Source organism: Blastomonas sp., assembly GCF_030373265.1.
Classification (GTDB): domain Bacteria; phylum Pseudomonadota; class Alphaproteobacteria; order Sphingomonadales; family Sphingomonadaceae; genus Blastomonas.
The window spans coordinates 1-5750 of sequence record NZ_JAUCZC010000055.1; the positions used below are offsets into that span (position 1 = coordinate 1).

Sequence of the window (5750 nt, forward strand, 5' to 3'; positions counted from 1 at the left end):
CGTCAGGCTCATAACCTGAAGGTCGCAGGTTCAAATCCTGCTCCCGCAACCAGCAATCCTCGCCAACAAGCGAAACCAAGCACCCCAAACATCCTGCAACGGACAACAATGCGCTGCCCGTTCAAACCCAGCACAACACCACCATCCGCCCCGAAAGCACTCCGCTTCCGGGGCTGAACTGCGTCCGCCTCAGCCGCGATCTGCCCCCGGCAAGCGGCCTGCGTCCACGCGACTGCTTGACCTTGGCTCTCGGGCCATTACCAGACCGAGGCATGAAGTTCTTTTCCGACAATGCCGCTGCGGTCCATCCGCGTGTGATGGATGCGATCATCGCTGCCAACCAGCTGGATTCGCCATATGACGGCGACGCGCTCAGCCAGAAGCTCGACGATCGGTTCAGCCAACTTTTCGGTACGCGAGTCAGCGCTTTGTGGGTGGCAACGGGGACAGCGGCGAACGCGCTGGCGCTGTCGGCCCTGTGTCCGCCGCACAAGGGCGTGATCTGCCACAAGATGGCGCATATCGAGCAGGACGAATGCGGAGCGCCGGGCTTTTTCATGCATGGCGCCAAACTGATTCTCGCCGATGGCGAGGGTGCTAAGCTTTCGGTCGATGACATTTCGCGCGTCCTGAGCAACATTCGGGATGATGTCCATCAGGTGCAGCCCGCCTGCGCCTCGATCACCAACGCCAGCGAATATGGCCTGGTCTACACGCCGAAGCAGGTTGCCGCGATCGGGGACCTGTGCAAGGCCAGGGGTCTCAAGCTGCACATGGACGGCGCGCGCTTTGCCAATGCGGTTGCCAGCACCGGCGCGCATCCGGCGGATATTACCTGGCGCGCGGGCGTCGATATGCTGAGCTTCGGATGCGTCAAGAACGGCGGCATGAATGCCGAAGCGATCATCGTGTTCGAGCCGGCGCTGGCGCGAGAACTGCCGTATCTGCGCAAGCGCGCCGGACAGTTGCAGTCCAAGGGCCGGTTCCTCGCCGCGCAGCTGCTGGCGATGCTCGAGGACGATCTGTGGCGGACCAATGCCGCGGCTGCCAATGCGGGCGCGCAGGCGATCGCGCAGGCAGCCGGCGACCGGTTGCTGTATCCGGTCGAGGCCAACGAGGTGTTCGTGCGGCTGACCGCGGGCGAGGCCAAGGCGCTGCGTACGCAAGGCTTCGAATTCTACGACTGGGGCGAGATGACGAGCGAGGGTGGCGAAGCCCGTTTCGTCACCGCCTGGGATCAGGACGCCGACACCGTGGCGCCGCTCGCCGCCGCGATCGCCGCGCTTTGATGGCCAGCAGCGCCGCAGCAGTCCCTGAGCCGCGCGAGGAACCCTCGATGCTGTCGGCACGGGTCTTGGTGCCGTTTCTGCTGGTCTCGCTGATCTGGGGCTCGACCTGGCTGGTGATCAAGGACCAGATTTCCAGCGTCCCGCCGACCTGGTCGGTCAGCTACCGCTTCGGCGTGGCGGCGATCGGCATGTTTGCGCTGGCCTGGTGGCGCGGCGCGCCGCTCAAGCTCGGCCGCCAGGGACAGCTGATCGCTCTCGCGCTCGGGCTGTTCCAGTTCTCTGCCAACTTCAATTTCGTCTACCGGGCCGAGATGTACATCACCTCGGGGCTGCTCGCGGTGCTGTTTGCCATGCTGATGGTGCCCAACGCCATCCTTTCGCGCGTGTTCCTGGGCCAGCGGATCGCAGGCGGCTTCATCCTCGGCACCGCGGTCGCGCTGGCGGGCATCGCCTTGCTGTTCGTCCAGGAATATCGCGCGATGCCTGCGGACCTTGGCGATGTCATGCTGGGGCTAGGGCTTGCCCTGTGCGCCATCCTGTCGGCCTCGGTCGCCAATGTGATGCAATCGGCCGAGCGGGTGCGGACGATGCCGATCCTGTCGCTGCTTGCCTGGGCGATGCTCTGGGGCGCACTGGGCAACGCCGTGTTGGGCTGGATCCTGTATGGCCCCCCGGTGATCGAGACCCGGCCTGCGTATATCGGCGGTATCGTGTATCTGGGGCTGCTCGGCTCGGTGGTCACCTTCCCGATGTATTTCGCGCTGATCCGCGACATCGGCCCGGCGCGCGCCGCCTATAGCAGCGTGCTGGTGCCGGTGGTGGCGATGATGCTGTCCACGGTGTTCGAAGGCTATGTCTGGAGCGCGCTCGCCGCGGGCGGGGCAGTGCTGGGGATGATCGGGCTGATCATCGCGATGCGCGCCAGAACCCCCCGGACGCCAAGACTGACCGGATGACGCGCGAAGAGATCAAGGGCATGTTGGTTTGATCAGACAGGAGAGAGCATCATGAGGCGGGCAGCCATCATTTCCCCATTGCGGACCGCGGTCGGCGGGTTCGGCGGAGCGCTGAAGCCGCTCAAGATGGAAGATCTGGGGACGATCATCATCAAGGCGCTGGTCGAGCGCAGCGGGATCGATCCCGAGCGGATCGACGATGTCATCTTTGGCCACGCTTATGGCAGCGGCGAGGCACCCGCGCTCGGGCGATGGTGCGCGCTCAACGCCGGTCTGCCGATTGGGGTGGCGGGCATGGAGATGGAGAGGCGCTGCGGCAGCGGGCTGATGGCGATCTCGACCGCGGCAATGATGGTCCAGACCGGCGCTGCCGATGTCGTGATCGCAGGCGGTGCGGAATCGATGAGCAACTGCGAGTTCTATTCCACCGAATCGCGCTGGGGCTCGCGGATGGGCGGTTTTGCCATGCATGACCGGCTCGAGCGCGGGCGCGTGCGCTCGCAGCCCGAATGGCGGTTCGGCGTGATCCAGAGCATGATGGAAACCGCCGACAACCTTGCCAGCGACTATGGCATTACCCGCGAGCAAGCCGACGACTATGCGGTGCGCAGCCAGAGCCGCGCAGCCGCTGCCTGGGCCGAGGGCAAGTTTGCCAACGAACTTGTCCCGGTGCCGGTGCCGCAACGCAAGGGTGATCCCCTGATCTTCGACCGCGACGAGGGCATCCGCCCCGACACCAACAGGGATTCGCTCGCCAAACTGCGCCCGGTCCATGCCGGCGGGGTGACGACTGCGGGCAATGCCAGCCAGCAGAACGATGCCGCGGCCGCCTGTCTGGTGGTGGCAGAGGACAAATTGGCCGAGCTAAAGCTCGATCCGATGGCGTTCTTCGTCAACTGGGCGGTGGCGGGGTGCGAACCCTCGCGCATGGGAATCGGGCCGGTACCCGCGACCGAAAAGCTGTTGAAGCGAACGGGCCTGTCGCTTGACGACATGGACCTGGTCGAGGTCAACGAGGCCTTCGCCGCGCAAGTGCTGGCGGTGCTCAAGGGCTGGAACTGGAACGACCCCGACCGACTCAACGTCAACGGTTCGGGCATTTCGCTCGGCCATCCGATCGGCGCGACCGGTGGGCGCATCCTGGCGACGATGCTCAACGAGCTCGATCGGCGCAAGGGTCGCTATGCGCTGGAGACGATGTGCATCGGCGGCGGGCAGGGCATCGCCGCGATCTTCGAGCGCGCCTGACCAGGGCCATCGCGCACAACTGAATTCGAAGGGGCAATGTCCGGGGTGCAGACGTTTTTGACCAAGCCGTTCGCGATGCCCGCCGGGGCTGCGACCCTTCGCACGCGGGTGGGCGAGGTGATCGCGGCACATGCGGGCGCAGCGGGGCGCGCCAATTGCTGGCAGGTTAACGACCCCGCCTTCAGCCGGGCCCTGGGCGCGGCAGGGTTGATCGGGATCACGTTGCCGCGTGGCTATGGCGGTCACGACGGCGATGCGCTGGAGCGCTACATCGTGCTCGAGGAGCTGCTCGCGGCGGGGGCCCCGGTGGGTGCGCACTGGATCGCCGATCGCCAGACCGCGCCGCTGCTGCTGCGCCATGCCACCGAGGCGCAGAAACGCCGCTGGATACCCGGCATCGCGGCGGGCGAGATTTACGGCTGCATCGGCCTGAGCGAGCCCGGCGCGGGATCGGACCTGGCTGCGGTGCGCTCGTCCGCGCGGCGCGATGGCGAGGGCTGGGTGCTGTCTGGCCAGAAGATCTGGACCACCAACGCCCATATCGCGCACATCATGATCGGGCTGTTCCGCAGCGAACCGGGCTCGCAGCGCAACGCCGGGCTCAGCCAGTTCCTGATCCCGCTCGACACCCTGGGGATCACGATCCGGCCGATCGTCAACCTGACCGGCGAGCATGATTTCAACGAGGTGTTCTTCGATGAGGTGCGGCTGCCGGGCGATGCGCTGCTGGGCATGGAAGGCGAAGGCTGGGCGCAGGCGACCGCCGAGCTGTCGCTCGAGCGATCGGGGCCGGAGCGCTATCTGTCGAGCATGGTCCTGGTCACCGAATTGGTGCGCCATGCCGCCGCGACCGGGCATACCGCCGCGGTGGCGCTGGCGGGCCGGTTCGTCAGCGAGGCATGGACGCTGCGCCAGATGTCGCTGGCGGTGGCCGGGCGGATGGCGCTGGGCGAGGATCCCTCGCTCGAGGCGACGATCGTCAAGGATTTGGGCAACAGCTTTGAACAGGCGATCCCACAGCTTGTGCAGCAGGTTCTCGATCTGGATCTGGCATCGGACGATCCGCTGGCGGTGCTGACCGGGCAGCTGCTGCAGGTATCGCCGAGCTTTTCGCTGCGCGGCGGCACGCGCGAGATACTGCGCGGGATCGTGGCACGGGGGCTGGGGCTGAGATGACCGAACAGCAGATCATGCTCGCGGATATGGCCGGCGGGCTTTTTGCCGGGCTGTCGCACGCGACGAATGTCGCGGACGGGTGGGCGCAGATCGAGGCCATGGGGTTTGGCGGCCTGCTGCTGGACGAAGCCGAAGGCGGCTTTGGCGGGACCTGGGCCGATGTTGCCATCGTGGCGCGGCTGGCGGGCTATCATGCGCTGGCGCTGCCCATGGTGGAGGCGGTGGCCGCCGCCTGGCTGGCGGCGCAGGTCGGCTTCGACTCAGACGGGATTGGATCCCTGGCCGAACGGGCCGAGGGCGAGATTGCCGATGGATGCTTTACCGGCGTGCTGCGCGGCGTCGCCTGGGGGCGCGATGCGGCTTTTGCCGCTGCGCCCGCGCCGGGGGGCGGTGCGATGCTCGTGCCGCTGGGCGCGGCGCGGGTCGAACAACGCGAGAATATCGCAGGCGAACCGCGCGACGTGCTGCACCTGACCGGTGTGCCGGTGCGCCCGGTAGCGTGTGACGTGTTCGCCTTGGGGGCGGCGCTTCGCACGATGCAGATGGCCGGCGCGCTCGACGCGGCGCTGGCGACGGCGGTGGGCTATGTCAACGACCGCCAGCAGTTCGGCAAGCCGCTGGGCAAGCTGCAGGCGGTGCAACAGGCGCTGGCGGTGTTCGCCTGCGAGGCTGCGGCGACCAATTGCGCGGCAAACGGAGTGGCGCAGGCGCTCGATCGCGGTGATGCCGCGTTCGAGACCGCCGCGGCCAAGGCGCGCTCGAACATGGCTGCAAACAGCGGCGCGGCAATCGCGCATCAGGTCCACGGCGCGATCGGTTTCACGCAGGATTACGGCCTGCACCCGCTGACGCGGCGATTATGGTCGTGGCGCTCGGAGTTCGGCAGCGAACAGCACTGGAATAGGGTATTGGGCCAGGCGGTCTGCGCTTCCGGCGCGGACGGCTATTGGGCATCCATGGTCGCGCGCACCGATTCGGCAGACTGACGCCAGAAGCGGCAGTCAGCCATCATTCTCAAGTCATTGAAAAGATGGTGGGCGCGGCAGGGATTGAACCTGCGACCCCACCCGTGTGAAAGACC

The 5750-nt window shown here is 66.7% G+C and carries 5 protein-coding genes; all 5 read left to right on the top strand.

The window, feature by feature from the left end:
- The first annotated feature begins 272 nt into the window (after positions 1-272).
- Genes QUV11_RS17045 through QUV11_RS17065 form a run of 5 tightly spaced genes read left to right on the top strand, consistent with a single transcriptional unit; the run spans position 273 to position 5655 of the window.
- The gene (locus QUV11_RS17045; protein WP_300884218.1) at positions 273-1289 is read left to right on the top strand and encodes a low specificity L-threonine aldolase; all 1017 of its coding nucleotides are present in this window, start codon (positions 273-275) and stop codon (positions 1287-1289) included.
- On the top strand, positions 1289-2245 hold the full coding sequence (locus QUV11_RS17050) for an EamA family transporter (RefSeq protein ID WP_300884219.1): 957 nt from the start codon (positions 1289-1291) through the stop codon (positions 2243-2245). Before QUV11_RS17045 ends, QUV11_RS17050 begins: the two co-directional genes overlap by 1 nt.
- A 51-nt stretch (positions 2246-2296) precedes the next feature.
- The gene (locus QUV11_RS17055; protein ID WP_300884220.1) at positions 2297-3493 is read left to right on the top strand and encodes an acetyl-CoA C-acetyltransferase; all 1197 of its coding nucleotides are present in this window, start codon (positions 2297-2299) and stop codon (positions 3491-3493) included.
- 57 nt (positions 3494-3550) lie between these two features.
- Entirely contained in the window at positions 3551-4669 is a 1119-nt protein-coding gene (locus QUV11_RS17060) for an acyl-CoA dehydrogenase family protein (RefSeq protein WP_300884222.1), read from the top strand.
- On the top strand, positions 4666-5655 hold the full coding sequence (locus QUV11_RS17065; RefSeq protein WP_300884224.1) for an acyl-CoA dehydrogenase family protein: 990 nt from the start codon (positions 4666-4668) through the stop codon (positions 5653-5655). Before QUV11_RS17060 ends, QUV11_RS17065 begins: the two co-directional genes overlap by 4 nt.
- Positions 5656-5750 lie beyond the last annotated feature (95 nt).

Excerpts from the sequence above, each read along its gene's own strand:
- QUV11_RS17045 (WP_300884218.1), top strand. The coding sequence starts at position 273 with ATGAAGTTCTTTTCCGACAATGCCGCTGCGGTCCATCCGCGTGTGATG.
- QUV11_RS17050 (WP_300884219.1), top strand. The coding sequence starts at position 1,289 with ATGGCCAGCAGCGCCGCAGCAGTCCCTGAGCCGCGCGAGGAACCCTCG.
- QUV11_RS17055 (WP_300884220.1), top strand. The coding sequence starts at position 2,297 with ATGAGGCGGGCAGCCATCATTTCCCCATTGCGGACCGCGGTCGGCGGG.
- QUV11_RS17065 (WP_300884224.1), top strand. The coding sequence starts at position 4,666 with ATGACCGAACAGCAGATCATGCTCGCGGATATGGCCGGCGGGCTTTTT.